The organism is Flagellimonas nanhaiensis (assembly GCF_003382275.1).
GTDB classification, from domain to species: Bacteria; Bacteroidota; Bacteroidia; order Flavobacteriales; family Flavobacteriaceae; genus Flagellimonas; species Flagellimonas nanhaiensis.
Genome location: NZ_QTJX01000001.1, coordinates 64,682 through 86,247, shown reverse-complemented (window position 1 = coordinate 86,247; position 21,566 = coordinate 64,682). Strand labels below are relative to the sequence as shown.

Below are 21,566 nucleotides of genomic sequence, written 5' to 3'. Positions count from 1 at the left end.
AATGGATAATCAATTATCGTTCCAAGATATAATATTAAATCCGAACTGTAAAGATGCGTAATGACTATCGGCTATATTTTGATAACCCAGAAGATTGTCTCCCATTACATAGAAATTGACCGGCCCAGCCTGAAAATTGAGCCCCAATCCCACGTTTGAAAGTGAATATTTGTCCACGGTATATGTAGTCTTAAAAGAAAATGCTCTTCCAAGTCTCTTTTGATAAAATGCTGTTAAGGCAGGTTGTATACCTCTTGGACGGTATTGCAAAAAGAGTTGCCCACCGACACTGTTCCGGTATAAGTCCGGGTTAGAGGCCTCTTTAACATTTATTCCACAACCGCAATTTTCAATTCTATCCTCAGCTTGGCCAAAATCATAGCGAATGGAACCGTAGGCTTTAATGGGTCTAAGAGAAATGTACCCATTGTCATTTTCTTCGTAGGGAAGGGATGCTTCTATATCGTCCACAAGCTCCTGCCAAAGATCGTTGTCCACATCATTGATGTCCTCAGGCAAAAACACGGTAATACCTTCTGTTATGGCACTACCCTTAAGGGTAAAGTTTCTTACATCTTTTGAATGATAGATAAACCCAACATCCAAAACACTGGCAGTTATGGTGGTCTGAGGGTTTAAATTATAGCTAAAGCCAGCATCGAAACCAACACCTAGATTTCCTCCCAACAGAACTCTTTTTGTAAATAGACTCGTTAAATCTTTTTGAGTTGTTGAGGTATCTTCTTCTAAAATGTCTATTATTTCATCTGCACCAGCGGTTCTAAGTCGCATATTTGCTTCAATACGACTGGTATAGATGTTGTTCTGCCCTTGGGTGGTTATAAAAGATCCTGAATTACCCGTAGACTGAAATTGAAAAATACTTGAGTACAACTTGGCACGCGCCCCAACGGTAAGGGTATTGCTAAGCTTTCTGTTGATTCCAAAATGGAACACATTGACCATTTCTCCCCTTAAACTCAGGTCTCCCAGGTCAAAACTCCTTCCAATATTTGCCCCTCCGTTGCCCTCGAAGGCCAAAATGGCCAAATCTCTAGGCCAATAGACGATGATATCTGTTTCTCCGTACATCCCAAACGAATAATAATCGTCTGGCCTGTTCTTACCCCGGAACCCAACATTGAATCCTTCAATTTGGCTGGTGGTACTAAAATCATCTTTTCTGCTCATTGCATCCAAGACCCTTTCCCTAACCTTAGTGGTAAAATCGATCCCATCATCGGCGAAAAGATCATGAACGGTAACTCCGCTTGTAGCCGCCTGAAAAGACAATCCTGAAATAACGGGGATTCCGGTATGCCATTTTTCCAAGGTCTTTACCCCAGGATTTATCATGAGTGACTGTGGAATCTCATAAAAATCATACAGCAATTGTTTATTCTGGGCACATAGTGAAATAACCCCGAAAAAAGCGGCACCAAAAAACAGTTTGCCCAACCTCATTTTAATCTGAATAAGAATTCCGCCGCTGACCTTAGAATGATTTTAGGCTCTGATTCTGAAGAAGTGCTCGTTGTATCGCTCAGGTTTCCACCGGTAACCCTAAGTGACGATGTGGTGGTTAAAATATCAATGTTTCTTCCCGCCGGACCATAAGCCACTTCCCTAGTAAGAGTGCCAGATGGGGCGGGGTCAACTGTGAACGATTCTGTATCTAATACTGTATCGGCTTCATCTAAAAATTCAATAAACAGTGTTATTCTTTTACTGGTGGTATTTTCAATTTCGTAGCTAAGTGTTCCCTCTAGCAGGCGTTCTGCCACAAATTGTTCATTGAATGGGTCAAAATTGAAGGTCTGCTCATAAAAAACACCAGATACATTCACAGTATTGATGAATTCTTCTGTAGACTCCAGATAGAATAGTCCGGAAGCCAATGTTGGTGTAACGCTCAGGTCATCAAACTGGTCAAAATCCAGTTCTTCAGTACATGATAAAAATATCAATGGAACGAGCAGGAAGAAAAAGGGGCGGAAAAAAATTCCTTTCATAGCAGTAAAAAGCATTTTTTTAGTAAAACAACATAGGGTTGGCCGCACCCTACTATAACTCTACAAAATGCTTTTTATTTCAATAAGATCGTTAATCATTTGACAAACTTGGTGCTCAGATTCCCTATGAGCATTGAAATGCAGTGCTTTCATTCCAACAGAAATTGCCCCCTGTATGTCTGCTTCCAGATTGTCCCCGACCATTAATGCGTTTTCAGGTTCAACCGATGCCTTTTTTAAGGCCATTTCAAAAATCTGGGGATGTGGCTTTTTTACTCCGGCTGTTTCGGAGTTGATTACCTCTACAAAATAATGGTGGATATTGCCTTTTCTAAGTTTCTTCTCTTGTACTTCCTGAAAGCCATTGGTTATGATGTGCAACTTATATTTTGGGGCCAAATAGTCCAACACCTCAACGGTATTGGGTATTAAATGGGTAAACGAGGATAAATGCTGAATGTATTGATGAGCCAGGATATTGATCATTTCATCAGAAACGGTAACCCCAATATGGTCGAAGCTTCTCCGTAACCGTTGATAACGTAATTCTGACTTGCTAACTCTATTCTCTCGATACAGTTTCCAGTATTCCAGATTTATTGGAGCATATACCTCTAAAAAATCGTCCAGAACAACATCCAGACCGTTCTCGTTTAGGATTTTACCAAAGGTAAGTGCTGAATTTTTTTCAAAATCCCACAACGTGTGGTCCAAATCAAAAAAAATGTCGGTTACATTCTTTCTAAACATAGTACCTTCTTAATAGGGATTGGTACAACTCCATCCAGTTCAACTTATGCTTGCCCCCCAAAAGCTCATTGGAAAAAACTATCACCAAACTTCCATTCACCTCTCTCACTAGCCGATAAAGCTTATCCATTTTTTCAAAAACCTCTTCCCTATTCTTACATTCCACAAGCGCATAGTCGTGCATGGCAAAGGGATGTACTTTTAGCGGTTGTCTAGCCTCCATATTGATGTCATAAAAGTAAAAAGGGGTGCAGGTTCCTGCCCGAAATCCTATTTCGTGGGTATAGCCCATGGAAAAATCATCTGTAAACTCAGTTTCTACAAGATTTCTATAGGTAGTTGGCACGCTAACCCTATTATACCGAAGTCTAGAATAATTAATGGGCCTATTGATTAAACTGGATAGTTGCTTTTTCTCTTCTTTTAGAACCGATTTGTCCGTAGAAGAAATGAAGGAAGTACTGAGCGAAACAACACTGTAATCTGCCACCGATTTGATTAGATATCTAAACTTGTTGTTGTTGGGCGAGATGTTCTTGTCATGGGCCGAATGTTTGGCAAATTGAAAGAAAAACATGGTTTTTATGGGAAACTTTTTATGAATCTCGACCAACTCGTCAAAATTGTCATACGGGTCCTTCCTGAAACGCAACAGCACCAAAATTCTATCCCAAAAGCTCCGAAACCTAAATTTGCCGAGATCCAATAGAAATCCACCAAAATTTCTGGCCACACCCCTCATCGCGTAGCAATGTGAAGTGGTCACATTAATAATTGAGGTAAAACTGAACGCCCTATTGGGTTTTTTAATATCGGGGAAACGTTCTGTAAGTAAAGAGAGTAGTTTGTATGCCCATAAGTCAATTACTGGAAGCTCAAGAAATTTGTTTTTATATGCAACGCTATCCTTTACCGGAAACCGACCAACACTATCCTTGACATGTGGGAGATATTCTTCATATCTGCTCAGCAGATAAAAACTGGCAGAAAAAATATCAAAAGGTACCGAGCTTTTTTCACCAGTGGAAAAAAAACAAGGAACTCCTTCCCATTCCGTAACCTTGATCTCAATATCGTTGATTCCTTGTTCAAACAAAAGATCATTGCTACGCAAGAAAAATTCGTTTTGAAGCGGTTGTTTGGAATAGGTCATTTTTGGACCTGAATGTTTGATAAAATCCTCCACTTTGGTAGTAAAGGTGACATCTAGATCCAGGATTTTTTCAAAAATATGTTTTGCCGTATAGGTGAGGCGATTAGTGATCTTATGGGTAAATATCAATAACATAGGGTTGCGTCAATCACAAAATTCCTTGATCTGCAAAACTTAAATAATCGTTTTGGGTCAAGATTAAATGGTCCAAAATTTTAATATCCAAAGCCTCTGTTGCTGTCTTAAGTTTTTCGGTAATCTGTTTATCTGCCGTACTCGGTCTCAATGTTCCAGAAGGATGGTTGTGGGCCAGAATAATGCCCACTGCCCCTAGTTCAAGAGCCTGCTTAAGCACCAGACGCACATCAACCAAAGTCCCTGTAATGCCTCCTTTGCTCAACTGAGACTTATGCATCACTTTATTGGAGTTGTTAAGGTACACGATCCAAAATTCCTCATGTTGCAATTCGCCCATCATTGGATAAAGCAAATCAAAGGCATCTCTGCTACCCTTAATCTTGGTCACCTTCACGGTGTCCTCTCCCCTTCTTCGCCTTCCAACTTCCAGCGCAGCTGCTATAGTAACCGCTTTGGCCTCGCCTATTCCCTTAAACTTCATCAATTGATTCACCGATAGCTTTCCAAGCTCGTTCAAGTTGTGCCCAACGGAAGCCAAAATACGTTTTGACAGTTCAACAGCACTTTCTTTCTTGTTCCCTGAACCTATCAAAATGGCAATCAATTCGGCATCAGATAATACAGGACTTCCCTTGAGCACAAGTTTTTCTCTTGGCCTATCATCATCAGCCCAATTTTTAATGGAAAAGGTAGCAGTTTTTTCTTGCATGGTTTAAATATAGGGGATTAATTCATGTAATTGTCATAAGTAGGTATTCCTTAAAAGGAACCCTTTGTACGAATTAAAAAGTAAATCGATTCTTAAAATATTCGGGAGAAATGGAGGTTGGCTTAATGTTGAAACATTGCCTATCTCCCCTTTTAATTTGCCCTTAGGCAGATACAATTTTACAAAAAAACTGTGTCATATGTCCCGCACAATATGTTTAGATGCTATTTCAACAAAGAGTGGGAAAATAATTCAGCTATTTTGGGGCTATTTATGTAGATGTGCGATTCCAAACACTTCTTAAGAATCTGTAATTCTCAAAGACTTTATACATCATCAACATCTTGGATTTCCTTTTGTTCCACCTTTTTTCTGGAATCATTTACCATTCTATCTTCTTCCAAGACAACATTGGACACCCCCAACATAAAGGCTACCAATAGAACGGAAACCAAACGTTGCGTTTTCTTCATGATTTTTTGAAAAGAAAACCTCATGTACTACCGCTGGCAACTACTGTTCCATGGGTCATATTTATGACAAAAAAGCAGTAAACCATCAACTGGGATTCTCACAAAGCGTCATATAGTGGTTCAAGATGCCATCGGAAGCTATCAATGAACAATTCACCTACAGGTTTTCCCTCCTCGCCGAAGGTCTCCAAACTAACCGCAGTGACCTATTTAACTTAAGGGTACCAAATTTTATCATTATGAGTTCAAACAAATTACTTTATCGTATCTGCTTGGCCTTTTTTAGTCTAGCCATGCTTGGAGCCGTAATCAACTCCATTATCAACTATGAAATTGTTGTGGAAACATTCAAGAATTTAGGTTACCCGCCTCATTTGATTCACCTTTTAGGTGCTGCCCAAGTGCTAGGGGTTATGCTACTGGTGCTAAACAAAGGACAATGGTTTATTGAATGGGTCTATGCCGGCTTCTTTCTGAATCTGAGTCTTGGTTTTATTGCCCATCTTATCTCTGATTATGGCAATGGTGCTTCAGCAGTTTTCTGCTTGATTCCTCTGCTGGTGACCTATATACAATACAAAAGACTGGAAAGCAGTGAGAAAATCCGGGAAGACGAAAAATCTTTTGTCTGGAACAGAGTCTAGAATACAATTATACATTCCAAAGCACCTTTTCAAGACTTTTGAAAAGGTGCTTTAAAATAACTTGGACACTTCATCAAAGTTGAGCCCTCCATAATTCCCAGAGCTCATCAACAGTAAAGTGGTGTCATCAAAATTTTGTCTAAAAAGATAATCCTGAAAATCCTTGGAATTCGTAAAAATCTGAAGGTCCTCCCTATTCAAAGCCAGACCTATCTGTTCTGAAGTCACTTCCTCCAACCCTTTGATCTTAACAGCGTCAGGAGAATAAAAGACAACCGCATCGTCAGCGGCGTCCAAGGCTCCTTTGTACTCCTGCAAAAACTCTGCATTGAGACTGCTATAAGTATGCAACTCTAAACAGGCAAGCAACCTTCTTTCAGGGAACTGCTCTTTAACTGCCCTAGTTGTTGCCATTACTTTGCTGGGAGAATGGGCAAAATCTTTAAATGCCACTTTATTTGAACCTTCGGCAATCTTCTCCATGCGTTTTGAGGCTCCCTTGAAAGATGCTATTGCTTCATAAAAATCAGCTTCATCAACACCCATTTGCTGACATATCCATTTAGCTCCGGCCAAATTGTTGAGGTTGTGTTTGCCAAAAATCTCAATGGGCAATTCTCCCTCCGGGGTTTCCAACAGGGTAGTACCATTTTCTACTTGATAATTTGGTGTGGAATAGGGAAATTTTCTGATCGGGTTCTCCGACGCTTCTACCACTCTTTTTACTTCAAGGTCTTCTTCATTATAGGTAATACTGCCCCCATTAACAATTCCTTCTACAAAAATTTGAAACTGCTCTACATAGTTCTCAAACGTGGGAAATACATTGATATGATCCCATGCTATCCCGCTCAACAGGGCAATATTTGGTTTGTAGAGATGAAATTTGGGCCTGCGATCAATTGGAGAGGACAGATACTCATCCCCTTCCAGAACAATAAAATCATTCTCCTCGGTCAAGTGTACCATTCTATCAAAGCCTTCCAATTGTGCCCCCACCATATAATCCACCTCAATTTCATGATAATGCAATACGTGAAGAATCATGGACGTGATGGTGGTTTTACCGTGACTTCCTCCAATGACCACTCTTGTCTTCATTTTAGATTGCTCATAAAGAAATTCTGGATATGAATATATCTTCAGGCCAAGCTCCTGGGCTTTGAGCAACTCTGGGTTGTCCGATTTGGCATGCATTCCCAAAATCACTGCATCCAACTGCTCATGGATTTTTTCGGGAAACCAACCAAAAGCTTCAGGCAACAGGGATTCTGCTTCAAGACGGCTTTTTGAAGGTTCAAAAATTACATCATCACTCCCGGTAATGAAATATCCCTTATGTTTCAATGCTAGGGCCAGGTTGTGCATGGCACTTCCTCCAATGGCTATAAAATGGATGTTCATCAATACAAATTATATCCCAAAAATAGCCAATGGCACTTCCATAACAAACAAACCAATCCCCTAATTAATTTCTATATTGAAGTAAAATTTCTAACTACAACTTTAATCAGACAGAATCCAAGGAAATAATGCGGGGATACCATGGTAAAGTACCCTATCCAAAAAATGTAACCTTTATAGCATCATTTCACCCGTATTGATTACTTTTCTGTTAGCAAATCATTTAAAAATGAAAAAATTCATATTCATCCTAGTCCTCTCTATATCTACTACGGTATGCGCTCAAAATTCCGAGTATCCTATCAAATCATTCACTGACAAAGGTGCTAAAGCGCCTAATACGCATCATTTAGGAGATGCATGGCTGAATTTTTTGCTTAGTGAAGAAGATGGTCTGGATTATAATATTACCCAAGCAACGTTTAGCCCAAATGCTACGCTGGACTGGCACAAGCATAGTACTCCTCAGGTATTAATTGTAATAGAGGGAATAGGGTATTATCAGGAGAGAGGAAAAGACCCCATCATCATAAGAGAAGGAGATGTCATCAAGTGTGAAAAAGATATTGAGCATTGGCACACCTCATCAATAGAAAATAAGGTATCCTATATAGCCATTTACGGGAACTCTCCAACGATTTGGACGGAAAAACTCAGCAGAGAATACTATAACAGTGTAGCAAAAAAAATTAAGTCAAAAATAAAACTCTAGACAATCTTCATGAACTTAGAAAACATACCCAGCAAAGAAATAATGCCTGGTTACCATGGCAAAATGGTCCACTCCCAAAGTATGACCTGGGTTTTTTGGAATGTGGAAGAGCATGCGGAAGTACCGGAACACCACCATGTACATGAACAGATTATGCATGTTGTTGAAGGTTCTTTTGAATTCACCTTAGGTGGAGAAACCAAAATTTATGGCCCTGGGGATGTGGTAATCATCCCCTCCAACATTCCCCACGGAGGAAAAGCCTTAACTGCTTGTAGATTAATGGATATTTTTAGTCCTGCAAGGGAAGAATACAAATAACGATGAAGATAACTTTAACCGGAAAAAACGCTTTGGTAGGAGGAAGCAGCAAAGGGATAGGAAAGGCTATAGCCTACCAGCTCGCTGAAAGCGGGGCCAATGTAACACTTATGGCAAGGAATGAGGCCAAACTCAAGGAGGTATTGGACACATTGAACACCGACCATGGTCAAAAACACCAATTTTTGGTTGTCGATTTTTCGGATTTTGATGCCTACAAAAAAACCATCGTTTCATTTTTTCAAAGCAATACCATTGATATTTTGATCAACAATACACAAGGGCCTCAAGGCGGTGGAGCTCTTGAAAAGAGCGTAAACGACTACCAGGAGGCTTTTGACCTTCTCTTTAAGTCAGTAGTTTTCACCACCGAACTGGCTCTAAAGCATATGCAACAAAAGAAATGGGGCCGAATTGTTAATGTAGCTTCCATTTCGGTGAAAGAACCGTTGAATTACTTGGCACTGTCCAACTCAATACGGGCTGCTGTGGTAACTTGGGCAAAGAGTCTTGCCTTCGACATTGCCAAAGATGGAATTACCATTAATAATGTGTTGACAGGATATTTTGACACGGACAGAATTACCCAACTCAATGCCAAAAAAGCCGAAAAAATGGGAATTTCTGCGGAAGAAGTCCGTTCCAACATGGAAAATCAAGTTCCCATGAAACGCATTGGAAATCCTGAGGAATATGGATTTTTAGTCGCTTTTCTATCTTCAGATAAGGCTGCCTATATTACGGGTACCAATATCCCTATTGACGGAGGTCTTTTGAAGTCATTGTAGCTAAAAAATCAAAGCGAAATAGGCTTTATTTTTATCATATTTGCAATTTTTGGTTATTTTTATTATCCAATCACTAAAAATAAACCTTATGAATTCAAAAGTTTTTATGGTAGTCCGTATACTGCTGGGATTGTTTGTCCTGATATTCGGATTGAACAAGTTCTTCCATTTCATTCCAATGGGGGAAATGCCTGAAAATGTCATGAGCTACTTTGGTGCGATGTCATCGACACATACCATGACATTGGTTGCCTTAGTTGAAATTGTTGCGGGCCTTGCCCTAATTTTTAACAAATATGGTGCCTTATTGGCCGTAATCTTAATGAGTGTTTCGGTAAACGCCGTACTCTTTCACGCCACCTTGGCTCCAGAAGGTATTGGTCCAGCTTTAGGGCTATTAATTTTGAACATAGCCGCCCTCATTGGGTATAAAGATCGCTATAAAGATATTTTACGCGCCTAAAGAAAAAAGGACCTTCTATCTAAAGAAGGTCCTTTTTATTTCTAGTACAGTTATAGGCTCATTTTATCTTTAAAAATGTAGGACTGTCTCCTAGATACTTCAACTTCTTCGCCATTCTTCATTTTAAGTTTGAGCTTGCCATTAAACCAGGGTACCACATTCTCCACATAATTTGTATTGATTATCTGCTGCCTATTGGCCCTAAAAAAAGATTCCTCCGGGAGTTTTTCCTCCACTTGGTTAAGGGATTTGTACAGTAGGGGTTTTTTATCCTCAAAAAATACGCGGGTATAATTGCCTACAATCTCAAACTGGGAAATTTCACCTATCCGAACCAACCAACATGATTCTCCATCTTTGATGAATATTTGACTGTTCTCAGATAGCTTCTTGGCTTTTGAAGGTTTCTCCTTGTTTCCAGCTAATTGCGCCTTTACCTTGTCCAAAGCCATTGCAAAACGCTTTTCACTTACAGGTTTCAATAGGTAATCCAAGGCATTGTATTCAAAGGATTTTATGGCGTATTCGTCAAAAGCAGTGGTAAAAACAGTTATGGGGACCTCATCCAACATCTCCAAAAGCTCAAAACCATCCTTTTCCGGCATATTGATATCCAAAAACAATAGGTCTGGAGTCTCTTTTTGGATTAAATCATACCCATTGTCCACATTTTCTGCCTCACCTACCAGTTCAAGTTCATCGTACTTTTTTATGAGCTCCTTCAACTCGTTTCGAGCCAGTCTTGAATCCTCCACTATGACAGCCCTTATTTTCATGTCAACGGAATTTTGATTTTGGCCACGACCTCTTTGTCCATTTCCTCGAGCGAGAAGGAAGCACTATCTGCGTAGAGTAATTTCAAGCGCTGCTTTATATTTTTTATACCTAATTGGGTAGAATCTTTTGACATTTTGAGTTTACCGGTATTCCGTACCTCAATTTGCAAACCATCATTAAGTTTGTTGATGCCCAACAATATTCTCCCTCCGGCCTTTAAATTGGAAATTCCATGCTTCACGGCATTCTCAATCAACAATTGAATGATCATGGGCGGAATTTGTACATCCAATGTATCTTTCTCTATGCTCTTCTCAAAATCCAGTCTGTCTTCCAGTTGGATCTTGGAAAGGTCGATATAGTTATCCACCATCTCTAATTCCTCTTTGACCGCGATAGCGTTGATATTGTTCTTGGTGAGAGAATATCTGAGTATTTCAGAAAGTTTGGTGAGCATTTCCCTGGACTTTTCCACATCCTCTAACATTAACCCACGAATATTGTTAAGGCTGTTGAACATAAAATGAGGGTTGATCTGCCCTTTTAATGTATTCAATTGGGCCTGCTTTAAATGGGAATTAAGCTCCAGCCGTTCAATGCGTTCCTTATTTAGTTTAAGAAGTAATTTAATGACCAGATAGGTAACCACCCAGGCGCCAATAAGGAAAAGTGAATTCATGACCTGAATCCAAGGGTTGTCATAGATTTTGAATAAATTCAACTCTGATTCTGTCAAACTTGGACCAAACTTGATGTACAAAAAACCAAATAATAAGTTTAAGGCCCCAAAAAGTGCCGCTGTTACCAAAAATGAAATACCAACTTTAAGAAACTCCTGAAATCCAAATTTGTCAAATTGGATGTTCCTTTTTAGATACCAACGTAAAATCGAAGTGGAAAAAACTCCAATAATTGTTCCCAGAACCACCGAATACACCAAAAATTCAACACTAACTTGTTTTAGTGTGAAAACGGATAGTACGTTAATGAAACCCCAGCCCCCAATCTGGAGTGTCCAAAAAATATAGTTGTTCTTCTTTTTGCTCAGTTCCAATAGTCTTCTCTAGAATTTTTCAAATATACCTTTTACCCAAATGTTGGTTTTTAACTTTATGAGGGTATCCCAGACCCTTTAACATCAGTTCTGGTCTTTTTTCTTTTAAATGGATAACAACACTTTTCCTTACTATCTAAAAAGGCAATCCACATAAAAGAGGTGCTGGTATAGAAAAGTATAAAATAAGTCTTGTATTCCCAACCATTGAATTTACCATAAATGGCTGTTAGTAGACCTAAAATACCCAATATCAAAATGGTTTTCTGTGCAGTATTCAATTTTTTCATAATTAAGGTTTTACTCTTTGATTAAATCAAAATTTCTAGGACTAACGTAATTACTAGTTTTGCTAAAGTGATCATGGCGCTCGGTTTTTTGAATTAAACACAGCTAAAGTACTTAAGTACCTTTCTTTAGAGAAGCAAATTATGGCCAGCGGTAAAATGGAATTGGTGAACGGTATTATACCATGACTTGATTTTTCTTCAAATAAAAAAGGAGCTATAAAAGCTCCTTTTTTATTGAATATCAATTCTCTATCTTAATCCTTTAAGGGTTTTGGAATCTCTTGTTTGTCCAAATGCTTGGCATAGAATCCCATCATGGCCTTGTAAAGTTCTAATCTGTTTTCCTCTTTGCCAAACCCGTGGCCTTCATCATATTTGACCATATAGGGTACATCAAAACCCTTTGCCCTAAGGGCACTTACTATCTGATCGGACTCATCAATATTAACCCTAGGGTCATTGGCTCCTTGGACCACGAACAATGGCTTTTCAATTTTGTCCACATGATATACGGGGGATACTTCTTCCATGATTGTTTTCTCTTCGGCAACATCTTCATCATACCATATTTCTTTGATTATCTTAAGATAAGGTTTCCAATATGGTGGGATTGTCTTCATAAAAGTGAACAAATTGGAAACCCCCACATAATCAACTCCGCATGCATATAGGTCTGGAGTCTTGGTCAAGCCGCGAAGTACCGCATAACCTCCATGACTACCTCCATATATGGCTGCTTTGTCGGCATCTACCCAACCTTGTTCAACAACATACTTTAATCCGTCTTCAACATCATCCATGGCCTTTCTTCCGATTTGTTTAAAACCGGACTCCAAAAACTCTCTTCCATATCCTCCTGAAATCCTGAAATTCACCTGTAGCGTAGCATAACCCCTACTAGCAAACAGTTGTGCTTCGGGATTAAAGCCCCACGAATCCCTGATTCCTTGTGGACCCCCATGAGGGTTTACAATTACAGGGACTTTTTCACCTGCCAATGCAGCTTTTGGAAGTGTGATATAACCATGTAGTGTAATTCCATCTCTGCTGGTAAAGGTAATTGGCCTCATTTCTGACATATCCTCCTCCTTAAGTTGGGGCATGGTATTGTAGAGTTCTTCCAACTCATTTTTGGCAACATTGTACGCGTAGTAAACACCGTATAAACGGTCACTATCCACATAGACCATAAAGAGATTTTCATCTTCTGTTGTGTCCAGAACCCTATATTGTTTGCCGGGAAGCTCTTCTTTCATTTTAGAATCCAATGCTTTGTAAGGGTCGCTAATAGGAACTAGGATATTTTTTTCGCCTTCATAGGAAAAGTAGTCAACCTCATAGTTTCTGGTACGGGAAAGCCCCATACTCTGCACATCGTAGCTATCGTTGACAAAGACCCTTTCAATCATTTTGTCTTCCTTAAGATCATACAACTGAATTTCAGCCTTGTCACTTTCCAAATTGGAGACCACGTAGGCATCATGGGGATACGCTGTTCCGTAATTAAAATTTTGAATGACAAAATTGTCTTTCCAGTTTAGGCTTTTTAGCAACTTATATCCCTCATCACCATCTTCGTAATAGATATCCTGCTCCACACCATCCCTGATTCTGGTGAAGGATTTGAGTTTTCCATCCTTATCGAAATTGTAGCCAAAAATGGGGTTGTTCGGATCATCATTTGAGTAAAGTTGAGTTAATTCACCAGTGATATGATTCACTTTGTAGGGCTCAAAGACTTGAGGATTGTTCTTGTTCATGGAAACAATAAGGTGGTCCTTATCTTCCCGGAGTAGTTCTGTAAACTGTGCCCGAACCCCATCAAAAGGGGTAAGGTCCTTCAGGTCTTTTCCATCTAGGTTCACCGCATAAATATGATAGTTCTCGTTTCCTCCCTTGTCCATGAGGTAGTATAACCTTTGGTTATTTAACCAGCCGTATCCCCTTACCAACTCTTCCTTTTCTTCAATAGCCATTTTGGCTTCACCGGTGGCCAAATTCTTTACATAAATATGTTGTTTTCCATTTTCATCACGTTCGCGATAGGAAAGATATTTTCCGTCAGGGGAAAATCTGAAGGTAAACCCTTTAGGGTTTCCAAAATAATCCTCTACGGTGTACCTGTAATCCCCTTCATCCAATTTGGTAAGGGCGAGTAGTTCTTCATCAGAGCTTACCAAACTTGTATTTCCTGGTAAATCCTGGGCATTTATGGCTATTCCCAAAAAAGACAATAGGAACAGTCCACAAAAATTTTTGATCTTTTGTGTTGTTTTCATAGTGTTTTCATTAGTTTTTGATTGAAATTGACGCTGACTTTCAAAATTAGACTGGTTTTAAAGTCAATTGTTACACATTATAAATCAATTCCTTAGCTCCAGACAAAATCTTTACGGAGATTTGTGAGGAAAAACTAACACTAAGAAGCTATTGAAAAATGTTGTTTATTCCGGAGGAAACTTGGAAAAGACCTTTTTTACGACTGCTCTCAACCTAGACTCCCTAACACTGGGTGAAGCATTGTCCCGATACCCACTTTCGCTAATGGCCTGCCAAAAAAGTGCATCCTTTTGTGAATCAACAAAATCGAACTGTATTTGACGCTGGATTCCTGAACCCCCAATGGGCAAGCCAACAGAAACACCGCCGCCTACATTTCTTCCGGTTCCACCAATTCCTACACCAACAGCGCTGTTGGAGCCGCTCCGATACTGATTACTTAAAATATTGATGTAAAAATCCGGTTCCTCATCCAAACGGTATCCTTTGGATTGCAAGGTGGAATCTAAAATGCGTACCAGACGTTTTTCGTCCAATTGACTCAGTCCTGATTCTATATCAGAAAAATAATTATAGGTAGAATAGTTTGAAAAATCAGTGCCACGGTCATAATCATAATTTACTCTTACGGAGCCGCAAGAGATTAACAGACTAAAGATTGCTATGGCAAAAAGGTATCGCATGGTAGTATTTGGACTACCTTAAATTTAATCAATATTTGGTTTGCTATGACGAATACAGGTGGTTATTCGTTCAACAGCGCCCAAAGTCTATCCTTGAGTTGTTGAACCCCAAAACCGCTTACCGAAGAAATAAAAAGGAAGGGGACATCCTTAAAATCCTCTTCCATTTCGGCCCGCATTTCTTCCATGAGTTCTTCATCCAGCATATCGCTCTTGGAAATGGCCACAAGTCTGTCCTTATCCAAAAGTTCTGGGTTATATCGCCTTAACTCATCAAGTAAAATGGCATATTCTTGGCTAATATCCTTACTATCGGCAGGTATTAAGAAAAGAAGCGTTGCATTGCGTTCTATATGCCTAAGAAAATAATGTCCCAAACCTTTTCCTTCTGCTGCCCCTTCAATTATTCCTGGAATATCGGCCATTACAAAACTCTTAAAATCGCGATGCTGAACGATTCCCAAATTGGGTTTGAGCGTAGTGAACTCATAATCGGCAATTTTGGGCTTTGCCGAGGTCATAACCGACAATAGGGTCGATTTTCCGGCATTGGGAAAACCTACAAGCCCAACGTCTGCCAAAACTTTGAGTTCAAGTGTAATTTGAGTCTCCTGACCAGGGATACCCGGTTGGGCATACCTTGGGGTCTGATTGGTTGGACTTTTGAAATGCCAGTTTCCGCGACCACCTTTTCCTCCCTCCAAAATCACCTTTTCTTCCTGGTCTTCTGTAATCTCAAACAATATCTTATTAGTAGCTGTATCTCTGATTACGGTCCCTAGCGGCACCTCCAAGTATACGTCACCCCCATCGGCACCTGTACTACGGTTTTTGCTCCCGTGTTCCCCGTGCCCGGCCTTAAAGTGTCTTTTGAACTTAAAATGGATAAGGGTCCAAAGATTTTTGTTCCCCTTTACAATGATATGACCGCCGCGACCTCCATCACCCCCATCTGGTCCGCCTTTGGCAATATATTTTTCGCGATGAAGATGCACGGAGCCCTTGCCTCCATTTCCGGAGGCTAAATGCACTTTCACATAATCAACAAAGTTGCCTTCGGTCATTTTTTAACTATTAAAGGTAATTCCGGAAGAGCAATTACTTCAAAGCATCAATTACCTGGCTCAAGCGCTCGGTAATCTCTTTGATTTCTCCAATACCATTCACGGAGTGGAACTTCCCTTGTTTTTCGTAGTAAGCCTTTAAAGGTGCCGTTTTTTGTTTGTACTCGTCAAAGCGGTTACGAATCTTACTTTCATCCTGATCATCTGAACGACCACTTTCTTTGCCACGTTCCAGCAAACGAGCCACTAGAATGTCATCTTCAGCTTCGAGGGCAATGGTTGCGTTGACCTTCATTTCTTTGGATTCCAAGAAATTGTCCAAGGCTTCGGCCTGTGCTTCGGTACGTGGAAAACCGTCAAAAATGAACCCAGCGGCATCTTGATTCTTTTCCACTTCAGCCTTTAGCATATCTATAGTTACCTCATCAGGCACCAAATCCCCTCGATCAATATAGGACTTGGCCAACATACCCAATTCAGTGCCATTTTTGATATTATAGCGGAACACATCTCCAGTGGAGATATGCTTCAGATTGTATTTTTCCTTCAAAACCTCTGCTTGGGTCCCTTTTCCTGCTCCTGGCTTTCCAAAAAGCACTAGATTGATCATATCTTGTTGTTTTAACTGGTATACTTCCCTTAAGTTTCGCCCCAATTCATTATAGTCCAAACCGTAACCTACTATGAAGTTATCGGGAATTTCCAAGCCCACGTAGTCAATGGTATATTCCCCGTTGTAGACCTCAGGCTTGTGAAAAAGAGATGCGATTTTAAATTCTTTTGCGTTGGTCTTGGAAAAAAGGTGAACTAATTTTTTCAAAGTCCTACCGGTGTCGATGACGTCTTCTAAAATAATGACACTCTTACCTTCAATATCATCCGACACATCCAACAAGGTCTCCACAATTCCAGTGGAGGTCAACCCTTGGTAGGAACTCAATCTCACAAATGAAACCTGACATGGATGCTGATAAGCTTTCAAAAAATCTGAAACAAACATGAACGCACCGTTGAGCACGCCAACAAAAAGAGGAACCTCATTTTTGTAGTCCGCAGCGATTTTCTCCGCCATGCGTTCAATGGCAGCCAATATTTCCTCCTCTTTTAAATAAGGCGTGAATACTTTATCGTGAAGTTTTATCAACTTATCTTCCATGCTATCAGGTTGGCAAAGATAACATTTTTGGGGGTGCTTTTTTCTGATATTTTCATCCCTTAAAGGAATTCCCGTATTTTTGCATTCATTCCAATTCGCAGGTCAATGCATTTCTTTTCTTCCAACTTTAAACTCGGTATTTTAGGAGGTGGTCAGCTGGGCAAAATGTTGCTCTATGAAACCCGAAAATGGGACGTTTATACCAAAGTCATGGATGCTTCACCTGAAGCTCCCTGTAAGATTGCCTGCAACGAATTTGTTGAGGGCAGCCTTATGGATTTTGATGCGGTTTATAATTTTGGCAAAGATGTGGATGTCCTCACCATTGAGATTGAAAATGTAAATCTGGATGCGATGGAAAAGCTGGAACAGGAAGGAAAGATTGTGTACCCTCCTACCAAGGCGCTTAGAATCATCCAAAACAAGGCAAACCAAAAACTGTTTTATACCGACAATCAAATCCCTACCGCACCTTTTTCCCGATTTGCCTATACCTCAGAAATTGAAGATAGTCTCAGCAATGGAGGACTTCAACTCCCTTTTGTATGGAAGAGCGCCCAGTTTGGCTATGACGGACAAGGAGTAAAAGTGGTCAGAACAAAGGAAGACCTCAAAGACTTACCCAATGTGGAATGTATTGCGGAGCAAATGGTGGATTTTAAGAACGAACTTGCGGTTATTGTAGCTCGAAGCCCTAATGGTGAAACAAAAACCTATCCTGTAGTGGAGATGGAATTTCACCCCGAGGCCAATCAGGTGGAATACGTAATCTGCCCTGGGAGAATTGAAGATTCCGTTGCAAAAAAAGCTATTGAAGTGGCCCTTAAAGTTTCGAAAAACCTACAGCATGTGGGTCTTCTGGCCGTGGAACTGTTCCAGACACAGGACGACCAAATTTTGGTCAACGAAGTGGCTCCAAGGCCCCATAACAGTGGGCATTATAGCATTGAAGCCAGCTACACCAATCAATTTGAACAACATATAAGGGCCATATTGGGATTACCCCTCGGAAAAACGGAAAGCAAGGTGGCCGGGGTTATGGTAAATCTTGTGGGAAAAGAAGGATATACCGGCGATGTGGTTTACGAAAACATCGATACCATATTGGATATGGAAGGGGTAACTCCACATATCTATGGAAAAAAACAAACCCGTCCATTCCGAAAAATGGGGCATGTGACCATTGTGGATGAAGATATGACAAGGGCAAGACAGATGGCCCAAAAGGTAAAGGAAACCATTAACGTTATAAGTAAATAAAAGATATGAGCAAAGTAGCCGTAATTATGGGAAGCACAAGTGACCTTCCTGTTATGCAAGATGCCGTTGATATTTTACGCGGATTTGACATTGAGGTGGAAATGGACATCGTCTCTGCCCACAGAACCCCGGAAAAACTTTTCGATTTTGGGAAAAACGCTCATAAAAATGGTTTCTCCGTAATCATAGCCGGTGCAGGAGGGGCCGCCCACTTACCGGGGATGGTTGCTTCATTGTCTCCCCTTCCAGTAATCGGGGTTCCTGTAAAGAGCAGCAATTCCATTGATGGTTGGGATTCTGTGCTTTCCATACTCCAGATGCCAGGAGGTGTCCCCGTAGCCACTGTTGCCCTTAATGGTGCCAAAAATGCCGGAATTCTGGCAGCTCAGATTATTGGAAGTGCTGACAAGTGCGTTCTGGACAAAGTTGAATTGTACAAACAAAGTCTTAAAGAAAAAGTAATCAAAGGAGCCGAAGAAATCAAGGGAAAGTGATAACCGCAAAGCTTCATGTTAGGCTACAATGAAATAGGCATATTGTTAGGTCTTTTTGCCGTACTGATCATACTTTTGGCACGAAAAAAAGTACAGAATCCATATGCTAGAAGTATTTGGAGAAGTGCCTTGTTGTGTTTTGCTTTCTATGCCGCGATCCTTATAATAGTTGAAATAAGATGGCACTATTTAAAGCAACATGCCTTGAGTTTTGACCTGGACCAAAATGGTTTTGTGGACCTACATGAATACACGGAAGAAGCCAAAGAGGCCATGAACAGAATTACCATGGATACCGCCAGAGGTTTTGCATTTCTGACCGCAGCCGCGCTGTCCTCAATAATTGCTTTTGCTTTTTTGGTTTCCGATTTGACAGTGACCCATTTACGATTAAAAAAAACGAAGAAAAATACCTATGAATAATCCCCTGCTTGAAGAATTTGACAAAGCACCCTTTTCTAAAATAAAGAACGAACATTTTAAACCCGCTTTCCTTAAGGCCATTGAAAATGCCAAAAAAGAGATAGAGCAGATTGTTGGAAATCCGGAACCGGCAAGTTTTGGCAATACCTTGGAAGCTCTTGATTTCTCTGGCAAGCAGCTGGACCGGATTTCCAGTATTTTTTTCAATCTTAATTCTGCGGAGACTAACGAAGAAATCCAAAAAATAGCCCAGGAAGTCTCTCCACTTCTTTCTGAATTCAACAACGACATCATTTTAAATGAAGGACTTTTTGAAAGGATAAAACTGGTTTACGGGCAAAAAGAAAACCTGAATCTTACTCCCGAACAACAAACCCTGTTGGAGAAAAGCTATAAAAAGTTCAGTAGAAATGGTGCCAATCTTGGAGATAAGGACAAAAAACGCTTACGTGAAATCGATGCCGAACTTGCTCAATTAAAATTGAAGTTTGGAGAAAACGTATTGGCCGAAACCAATAAATATGAACTTCACTTAACCAATGAGGAGGATTTAAATGGCCTGCCTGATGGACCCAAAGAAGCCGCGGCCCAATTGGCAAAATCAAAAAATAAAACAGGATGGCTGATTACCTTGGATTATCCCAGCTATATCCCTTTTATGAAATATGCCAAGAATAGGGCCCTGCGCAAACAGCTCTCCCTGGCTTTTGGTAGTAAAGGCTTTCATAAGGATGATCTTGACAACCAAAACAACATATTAAGAATTGTTTCTCTAAGACAGGAAAGGGCCACCCTTTTAGGTTATGAAACACATGCCCATTTTGTTTTGGAAGAACGAATGGCCGAAACACCAAAGAAAGTCCTCAGTTTCCTGAATGAACTTTTAGAAAAAGCTAAGCCGGCTGCAGAAAGAGAGTTTGCGGAACTTGAAGCGTTTGCCAAAGATTTGGATGGTATTGGTCAATTGCAGAAATGGGACAGTGCCTACTATTCTGAAAAGCTAAAACAAAAATTGTTTAATCTTGATGATGAAAAACTGAAACCATACTTTAAACTGGAAAATGTGATTTCTGGGGTTTTTAAAGTTGCCGAAAAACTATTCGGACTCACCTTTGAAGAGGTTTTTGATATAGACAAATACCATGCTGAAGTGAAGACCTTTGAGGTTTACGATGAGTCTAAAAACCTGGTTTCTCTATTTTATGCCGATTTTCATCCAAGACCGGGAAAAAGAGGTGGCGCCTGGATGACCTCTTACAAAGCACAGTACATTTTGAATGGTCAAAATAGTCGTCCACATGTTTCCAATGTGTGCAATTTCACAAAACCCACACCCACCAAGCCCTCTCTCTTAAGTTTTAACGAGGTGACCACCTTGTTCCATGAATTTGGACACGCCCTCCATGGTATGTTGGCAAACACTACCTATTCAGGTCTTTCCGGGACGTCTGTGTATTGGGATTTTGTTGAATTGCCAAGTCAGATCATGGAAAATTGGTGTTATGAAAAAGAAGCTCTAGAGCTTTTTGCCTTCCATTACAAAACGGGAGAACTTATTCCTATGGATTTGGTTCAAAAGATAAAGGAATCCGCAACTTTCCAAGAAGGTATGGCAACCCTTCGTCAATTAAGCTTTGGTTTTTTGGATATGTCATGGCACGGGTCCGACCCTTCCAACATCAAAGATGTAAAAGCTCAAGAAGTAGGGGCCTTCAAAGACACCAATCTATTCCCTGAAACTCCGGAAACCTGCATGAGCACTTCATTCTCTCATATTTTCCAAGGTGGGTATTCCTCAGGATATTACAGCTACAAATGGGCAGAGGTGTTGGATGCGGACGCCTTTTCTTATTTCAAGGAAAATGGAATCTTCAATAAAGATATTGCAGACAAATTCAAGGAACATGTGCTTTCTAAGGGTGGAACAGAAGACCCCATGGTACTCTACAAACGTTTTAGGGGGGCAGAGCCCAAAATTGAGCCCTTATTGGAGAGAGCGGGATTGTTGAAATTGAAGGATTAGCAACATTCCAATATTGGACCATCCCCACCTCCGCTGGACAATGAGATTACACCAAAGGTGGCTATAATCAGCAATACTCCTAAAGTACTAGCTACAATGGTTTTACCTGTAGCAAACTTTCTAATCCTGCTTTCGGTTATCATTGACTTTTGAATGGTTATCTCTGTTTTATTCTGTTCAACGACTATGGTAGAATCTGTAACCTGCTTGATCAACACTCTTTGCATTTCTCGATTTCCAATTCTTATCTCATATTTTTCACCCTGTACAAAATCATTTCCCAAAGGTTTTAGATTCTTGTAACTGTAGCAACTGCTAAATAGGACCAATAGGGCTGTAAGTGTTGAAAAGTTTTTCATGTTAAGAGGTTGATTTATGGTTTTATCCTGCTGAATACTAGTAATTTACTAAATATTCTGAGCTTTCAGTGATTTTGGATCATTTATTCCCAGCAACTTTCTTCCAAATCAGTTCAGGTTAATCTATGTTGTTTCC

The 21,566-nt window shown here is 40.1% G+C and carries 24 protein-coding genes; 9 read left to right on the top strand and 15 right to left on the bottom strand.

From position 1 onward, the window contains the following. Positions 1 to 9 precede the first annotated feature (9 nt). The 6 genes from DX873_RS00395 to DX873_RS18780 all read right to left on the bottom strand — a co-directional run bounded on the left by DX873_RS00395 (position 10) and on the right by DX873_RS18780 (position 5,235). Entirely contained in the window at positions 10 to 1,464 is a 1,455-nt protein-coding gene (locus tag DX873_RS00395) for a DUF5723 family protein (protein WP_116182563.1), read from the bottom strand. Next, entirely contained in the window at positions 1,461 to 2,012 is a 552-nt protein-coding gene (locus tag DX873_RS00390; RefSeq protein ID WP_116182562.1) for a hypothetical protein, read from the bottom strand. Before DX873_RS00390 ends, DX873_RS00395 begins: the two co-directional genes overlap by 4 nt. 60 nt (positions 2,013 to 2,072) lie before the next feature. Next, positions 2,073 to 2,762 (bottom strand): YjjG family noncanonical pyrimidine nucleotidase, encoded by a 690-nt coding sequence (locus DX873_RS00385; RefSeq protein WP_116182561.1) that lies wholly within the window; start codon positions 2,760 to 2,762, stop codon positions 2,073 to 2,075. Further along, complete coding sequence (locus DX873_RS00380) at positions 2,755 to 4,050, bottom strand: polysaccharide deacetylase family protein (protein WP_116182560.1); 1,296 nt, start codon at positions 4,048 to 4,050, stop codon at positions 2,755 to 2,757. Before DX873_RS00380 ends, DX873_RS00385 begins: the two co-directional genes overlap by 8 nt. Positions 4,051 to 4,063: 13 nt before the next feature. Beyond that, positions 4,064 to 4,762 (bottom strand): RadC family protein, encoded by a 699-nt coding sequence (radC, locus tag DX873_RS00375; RefSeq protein ID WP_116182559.1) that lies wholly within the window; start codon positions 4,760 to 4,762, stop codon positions 4,064 to 4,066. A gap of 326 nt (positions 4,763 to 5,088) precedes the next feature. Continuing rightward, positions 5,089 to 5,235 carry a hypothetical protein gene (locus DX873_RS18780; protein ID WP_181899407.1) on the bottom strand — a complete coding sequence of 49 codons (147 nt, stop codon included), beginning with the start codon at positions 5,233 to 5,235 and terminating at the stop codon, positions 5,089 to 5,091. 239 nt (positions 5,236 to 5,474) lie between these two features. On the opposite strand from DX873_RS18780, the gene DX873_RS00370 reads away from it, so the two are divergent. Then, positions 5,475 to 5,879 carry a DoxX family protein gene (locus DX873_RS00370; RefSeq protein WP_181899406.1) on the top strand — a complete coding sequence of 135 codons (405 nt, stop codon included), beginning with the start codon at positions 5,475 to 5,477 and terminating at the stop codon, positions 5,877 to 5,879. A gap of 51 nt (positions 5,880 to 5,930) precedes the next feature. Here the strand turns inward: DX873_RS00370 and DX873_RS00365 are convergent, their stop codons facing one another. After that, complete coding sequence (locus tag DX873_RS00365) at positions 5,931 to 7,283, bottom strand: UDP-N-acetylmuramate--L-alanine ligase (RefSeq protein WP_116182557.1); 1,353 nt, start codon at positions 7,281 to 7,283, stop codon at positions 5,931 to 5,933. A 229-nt stretch (positions 7,284 to 7,512) separates the two neighbouring features. Here DX873_RS00365 and DX873_RS00360 point away from each other — a divergent pair, with 229 nt between their 5' ends. The 4 genes from DX873_RS00360 to DX873_RS00345 all read left to right on the top strand — a co-directional run bounded on the left by DX873_RS00360 (position 7,513) and on the right by DX873_RS00345 (position 9,567). Further along, complete coding sequence (locus DX873_RS00360) at positions 7,513 to 7,995, top strand: cupin domain-containing protein (protein ID WP_116182556.1); 483 nt, start codon at positions 7,513 to 7,515, stop codon at positions 7,993 to 7,995. A 9-nt stretch (positions 7,996 to 8,004) separates the two neighbouring features. After that, on the top strand, positions 8,005 to 8,316 hold the full coding sequence (locus tag DX873_RS00355) for a cupin domain-containing protein (protein ID WP_116182555.1): 312 nt from the start codon (positions 8,005 to 8,007) through the stop codon (positions 8,314 to 8,316). A gap of 2 nt (positions 8,317 to 8,318) precedes the next feature. Then, positions 8,319 to 9,104 (top strand): SDR family oxidoreductase, encoded by a 786-nt coding sequence (locus tag DX873_RS00350; RefSeq protein ID WP_116182554.1) that lies wholly within the window; start codon positions 8,319 to 8,321, stop codon positions 9,102 to 9,104. 88 nt (positions 9,105 to 9,192) lie between these two features. Beyond that, the gene (locus DX873_RS00345) at positions 9,193 to 9,567 is read left to right on the top strand and encodes a DoxX family membrane protein (RefSeq protein ID WP_116182553.1); all 375 of its coding nucleotides are present in this window, start codon (positions 9,193 to 9,195) and stop codon (positions 9,565 to 9,567) included. Between the two features lie 50 nt (positions 9,568 to 9,617). Here DX873_RS00345 and DX873_RS00340 read toward each other — a convergent pair whose 3' ends face one another. The 7 genes from DX873_RS00340 to DX873_RS00310 all read right to left on the bottom strand — a co-directional run bounded on the left by DX873_RS00340 (position 9,618) and on the right by DX873_RS00310 (position 16,859). After that, complete coding sequence (locus DX873_RS00340) at positions 9,618 to 10,343, bottom strand: LytR/AlgR family response regulator transcription factor (RefSeq protein ID WP_116182552.1); 726 nt, start codon at positions 10,341 to 10,343, stop codon at positions 9,618 to 9,620. Further along, positions 10,340 to 11,398, bottom strand: coding sequence for a sensor histidine kinase (locus DX873_RS00335; RefSeq protein WP_116182551.1), 1,059 nt, complete (start codon positions 11,396 to 11,398; stop codon positions 10,340 to 10,342). The genes DX873_RS00340 and DX873_RS00335 overlap by 4 nt, the downstream gene beginning before the upstream one ends. Positions 11,399 to 11,454: 56 nt before the next feature. Further along, the gene (locus DX873_RS00330) at positions 11,455 to 11,688 is read right to left on the bottom strand and encodes a hypothetical protein (protein ID WP_116182550.1); all 234 of its coding nucleotides are present in this window, start codon (positions 11,686 to 11,688) and stop codon (positions 11,455 to 11,457) included. A gap of 254 nt (positions 11,689 to 11,942) precedes the next feature. Then, entirely contained in the window at positions 11,943 to 13,967 is a 2,025-nt protein-coding gene (locus DX873_RS00325; protein ID WP_116182549.1) for a S9 family peptidase, read from the bottom strand. Between the two features lie 165 nt (positions 13,968 to 14,132). Next, a complete protein-coding gene (locus DX873_RS00320) occupies positions 14,133 to 14,651 on the bottom strand; it encodes a DUF4136 domain-containing protein (protein WP_116182548.1) in 519 nt (172 codons plus the stop codon). Between the two features lie 62 nt (positions 14,652 to 14,713). Beyond that, on the bottom strand, positions 14,714 to 15,715 hold the full coding sequence (gene obgE / locus DX873_RS00315; protein WP_116182547.1) for a GTPase ObgE: 1,002 nt from the start codon (positions 15,713 to 15,715) through the stop codon (positions 14,714 to 14,716). A 34-nt stretch (positions 15,716 to 15,749) separates the two neighbouring features. After that, positions 15,750 to 16,859, bottom strand: a complete 1,110-nt coding sequence (locus DX873_RS00310) for an adenylate kinase (RefSeq protein WP_116183759.1) — start codon at positions 16,857 to 16,859, stop codon at positions 15,750 to 15,752. 117 nt (positions 16,860 to 16,976) lie between these two features. Here DX873_RS00310 and DX873_RS00305 point away from each other — a divergent pair, with 117 nt between their 5' ends. Genes DX873_RS00305 through DX873_RS00290 form a run of 4 tightly spaced genes read left to right on the top strand, consistent with a single transcriptional unit; the run spans position 16,977 to position 21,071 of the window. Further along, positions 16,977 to 18,131 carry a 5-(carboxyamino)imidazole ribonucleotide synthase gene (locus DX873_RS00305; protein WP_116182546.1) on the top strand — a complete coding sequence of 385 codons (1,155 nt, stop codon included), beginning with the start codon at positions 16,977 to 16,979 and terminating at the stop codon, positions 18,129 to 18,131. A 5-nt stretch (positions 18,132 to 18,136) separates the two neighbouring features. After that, a complete protein-coding gene (gene purE, locus DX873_RS00300) occupies positions 18,137 to 18,625 on the top strand; it encodes a 5-(carboxyamino)imidazole ribonucleotide mutase (protein ID WP_116182545.1) in 489 nt (162 codons plus the stop codon). Positions 18,626 to 18,640: 15 nt separating this feature from the next. Next, a complete protein-coding gene (locus DX873_RS00295; protein WP_116182544.1) occupies positions 18,641 to 19,048 on the top strand; it encodes a hypothetical protein in 408 nt (135 codons plus the stop codon). Next, the gene (locus DX873_RS00290; protein WP_116182543.1) at positions 19,041 to 21,071 is read left to right on the top strand and encodes a M3 family metallopeptidase; all 2,031 of its coding nucleotides are present in this window, start codon (positions 19,041 to 19,043) and stop codon (positions 21,069 to 21,071) included. The genes DX873_RS00295 and DX873_RS00290 overlap by 8 nt, the downstream gene beginning before the upstream one ends. On the opposite strand, the gene DX873_RS00285 is transcribed toward DX873_RS00290, so the two are convergent. Continuing rightward, entirely contained in the window at positions 21,068 to 21,430 is a 363-nt protein-coding gene (locus DX873_RS00285) for a hypothetical protein (protein WP_116182542.1), read from the bottom strand. The genes DX873_RS00290 and DX873_RS00285 overlap by 4 nt on opposite strands. Between the last annotated feature and the right edge of the window lie 136 nt (positions 21,431 to 21,566).

Bases quoted from the DNA above. Each gene is read 5' to 3' on its own strand.
- DX873_RS00395 (WP_116182563.1), bottom strand. From the start codon at position 1,464: ATGAGGTTGGGCAAACTGTTTTTTGGTGCCGCTTTTTTCGGGGTTATT.
- DX873_RS00390 (WP_116182562.1), bottom strand. From the start codon at position 2,012: ATGAAAGGAATTTTTTTCCGCCCCTTTTTCTTCCTGCTCGTTCCATTG.
- DX873_RS00385 (WP_116182561.1), bottom strand. From the start codon at position 2,762: ATGTTTAGAAAGAATGTAACCGACATTTTTTTTGATTTGGACCACACG.
- DX873_RS00380 (WP_116182560.1), bottom strand. From the start codon at position 4,050: ATGTTATTGATATTTACCCATAAGATCACTAATCGCCTCACCTATACG.
- radC (WP_116182559.1), bottom strand. From the start codon at position 4,762: ATGCAAGAAAAAACTGCTACCTTTTCCATTAAAAATTGGGCTGATGAT.
- DX873_RS18780 (WP_181899407.1), bottom strand. From the start codon at position 5,235: ATGAAGAAAACGCAACGTTTGGTTTCCGTTCTATTGGTAGCCTTTATG.
- DX873_RS00370 (WP_181899406.1), top strand. From the start codon at position 5,475: ATGAGTTCAAACAAATTACTTTATCGTATCTGCTTGGCCTTTTTTAGT.
- DX873_RS00365 (WP_116182557.1), bottom strand. From the start codon at position 7,283: ATGAACATCCATTTTATAGCCATTGGAGGAAGTGCCATGCACAACCTG.
- DX873_RS00360 (WP_116182556.1), top strand. From the start codon at position 7,513: ATGAAAAAATTCATATTCATCCTAGTCCTCTCTATATCTACTACGGTA.
- DX873_RS00355 (WP_116182555.1), top strand. From the start codon at position 8,005: ATGAACTTAGAAAACATACCCAGCAAAGAAATAATGCCTGGTTACCAT.
- DX873_RS00350 (WP_116182554.1), top strand. From the start codon at position 8,319: ATGAAGATAACTTTAACCGGAAAAAACGCTTTGGTAGGAGGAAGCAGC.
- DX873_RS00345 (WP_116182553.1), top strand. From the start codon at position 9,193: ATGAATTCAAAAGTTTTTATGGTAGTCCGTATACTGCTGGGATTGTTT.
- DX873_RS00340 (WP_116182552.1), bottom strand. From the start codon at position 10,343: ATGAAAATAAGGGCTGTCATAGTGGAGGATTCAAGACTGGCTCGAAAC.
- DX873_RS00330 (WP_116182550.1), bottom strand. From the start codon at position 11,688: ATGAAAAAATTGAATACTGCACAGAAAACCATTTTGATATTGGGTATT.
- DX873_RS00325 (WP_116182549.1), bottom strand. From the start codon at position 13,967: ATGAAAACAACACAAAAGATCAAAAATTTTTGTGGACTGTTCCTATTG.
- DX873_RS00320 (WP_116182548.1), bottom strand. From the start codon at position 14,651: ATGCGATACCTTTTTGCCATAGCAATCTTTAGTCTGTTAATCTCTTGC.
- obgE (WP_116182547.1), bottom strand. From the start codon at position 15,715: ATGACCGAAGGCAACTTTGTTGATTATGTGAAAGTGCATTTAGCCTCC.
- DX873_RS00305 (WP_116182546.1), top strand. From the start codon at position 16,977: ATGCATTTCTTTTCTTCCAACTTTAAACTCGGTATTTTAGGAGGTGGT.
- purE (WP_116182545.1), top strand. From the start codon at position 18,137: ATGAGCAAAGTAGCCGTAATTATGGGAAGCACAAGTGACCTTCCTGTT.
- DX873_RS00295 (WP_116182544.1), top strand. From the start codon at position 18,641: ATGTTAGGCTACAATGAAATAGGCATATTGTTAGGTCTTTTTGCCGTA.
- DX873_RS00290 (WP_116182543.1), top strand. From the start codon at position 19,041: ATGAATAATCCCCTGCTTGAAGAATTTGACAAAGCACCCTTTTCTAAA.
- DX873_RS00285 (WP_116182542.1), bottom strand. From the start codon at position 21,430: ATGAAAAACTTTTCAACACTTACAGCCCTATTGGTCCTATTTAGCAGT.